This window comes from bacterium (genome assembly GCA_040753555.1).
GTDB lineage: Bacteria > UBA9089 > UBA9088 > UBA9088 > UBA9088 > JBFLYE01.
The window spans coordinates 1-1,982 of record JBFMDZ010000299.1; the positions used below are offsets into that span (position 1 = coordinate 1).

General features: G+C 36.4%; 4 protein-coding genes. All 4 read left to right on the forward strand.

The features are described from left to right. Positions 1-316 precede the first annotated feature (316 nt). Entirely contained in the window at positions 317-577 is a 261-nt protein-coding gene (locus AB1630_12765; GenBank protein ID MEW6104661.1) for a tetratricopeptide repeat protein, read from the forward strand. Positions 578-679: 102 nt separating this feature from the next. Beyond that, entirely contained in the window at positions 680-889 is a 210-nt protein-coding gene (locus tag AB1630_12770) for a DUF5678 domain-containing protein (GenBank protein MEW6104662.1), read from the forward strand. Then, positions 877-1,293, forward strand: a complete 417-nt coding sequence (locus AB1630_12775) for a retropepsin-like aspartic protease (GenBank protein MEW6104663.1) — start codon at positions 877-879, stop codon at positions 1,291-1,293. Before AB1630_12770 ends, AB1630_12775 begins: the two co-directional genes overlap by 13 nt. Before the next feature lie 309 nt (positions 1,294-1,602). After that, positions 1,603-1,770 (forward strand): hypothetical protein, encoded by a 168-nt coding sequence (locus AB1630_12780; GenBank protein ID MEW6104664.1) that lies wholly within the window; start codon positions 1,603-1,605, stop codon positions 1,768-1,770. Positions 1,771-1,982 lie beyond the last annotated feature (212 nt).

Consider the following 1,982-nt stretch of genomic DNA (forward strand, 5'->3'; position numbering starts at 1 on the left):
ATGTTCCTTATCAGTCCTTGATTAAGATGTTTTTAACCGAAGGGGTAGAAAAAGGAATTTCTACTAATAAATAGCTTTATAAGGCTAAAAGAAAAATGCAAGAACAAAAGAAACAGGCATTAGAGATTGCCCTATCCTCAATTGAGAAGGAGATAAAGAGAAGTTGCGAAAAATCTCTTAAGTGGTTTATAATACAGAAGGAATAGGTTTCAATTCTGATGAAAAGGGTGGTAAGTGACAAAAATCAGTGGGTAAATGAACCTGCTTCGGTGATGAGCGAGCTATCTGTTCATTACAGGCAGAAGGAAGAAGAAAAATGAGAATAAAAACATTTATTACTTGGGTGTTTGCCTCTTTGTTAACACTTGTTTTTACAGTTACTTATGGTTCTGCCATTGAAACTTTTGATATAAACCCAAGGTATGCTGAGGCTTACAACAATCGGGGGGTTGTCTACTACGCCAAAGGAGAATATGACAAAGCCTGGAAGGATGTCTATAAGGCACAAAGTTTAGGCTATCAAGTTAAACCAGAATTTCTCAAGCTACTTCGTAAAGCCTCAGGAAGACAAAGATAAGTTAAAGAGCCAGAGCAGAGGCTTAAGGGAGCTGGAATAGAGAAAAAATGGCTCCCAATACAATATTTGGGATGCTATAATTAAATTCAGTAAGGAGGAAAGATGGATAAGGATGATAAATGGATAATTGAGCATTTTGAGGAGATTGTAGACAACTTTGGAGGGCTTTATATTGCTGTAGTTAATGAAAAGATTGTAGCAAGCAATCTTTCTGCAAAGATGGCTGAAGAAGAGGCATTGGAGAAATGTCCAGAAAAGAGACCATCTGTCCTTATGGTTCCAAGAAAGGAAGACCTTATATGCGTTCTATAGAGATTGATTATTCTTTATACAAAGGGATAAAGATGCCCATTATTCCTGTTGAGATAGAAGGAAAGAATGGGTGGAAAAAGGTATGGGTATTTGTAGATTCAGGGGCTACATATTCAATCCTTCATAAAGATGAGGCTGAAAGGCTTGAGATTGATTGGAGGTCTAAAGATATGATTATGGCTGTTGTAGGTGATGGAGGCTCAATCCCTGTTTATCTTCATACCCTGAAACTAATGATAGATAATATTCAAATAATTGCTCAGATAGGCTTCTCTGATAGATTGGGCATAGGTTTTAATCTCCTTGGTCGTAAAGATATATTTGAAAGCTTTAAGGTTTGCTTTGATGATAAAAATAAGGTTATTTCTCTTTTTAAATGGGAGGAAAAATGCGTTCAGATGTAATGAAAAGGGGCTATCAAAGAACTCCCCATCGTCTTCCTCTTAGGAAAAGAAACGCTATAAGTGAGGCAGTGTTAGGGCATATAAGGCATTTATTGAGTATGCCTCACCCCAATATGCCCCTTATATTCAGCCTGTAAAGCAGAGGCTTAAGGGAACTGGAATAGAGAAAAAATGGCTTCAAATTACAATATTTGGGATGCTATAATATCAAGGATAAAAGAAAGAAGCATTAAGAATTGCCAAAGCCAAAAGCCAATTTTAGAATAGACAAAAGGGTTTAGGAGGAGTAAAATATAAAAGGGTAATAAGATGACACTAGCTGATGAGGTAAGGTTAAAGGATATAGTAAAAGAGGCAGTAAGGGATGCCTTGGATGAGGAAATAATAAAATTACGATTGCTATTTGCTCCCTATATTTCTAATGACGAACAAAAAGAGATAGAGGAATCTTACAGTCTATACCATAAACCTCTTTAATAGGAGCATATTCAGCCCATTCTTCTACTAAGGTAAAGGGGTTTAAGAGGAAAGGAGACGATTGCAAACAAGGATTTCTATTGCTTTTCCTATAGCTTACTATCTGTTGTTTATCAGCCGGGCAGATACGGTCAATAATCTCTGCAATATTCATCTTATCAAGGACTTATCTTAAGAAGGACTAAAGAGCCAATTGTTTTGGAGAAAAACTT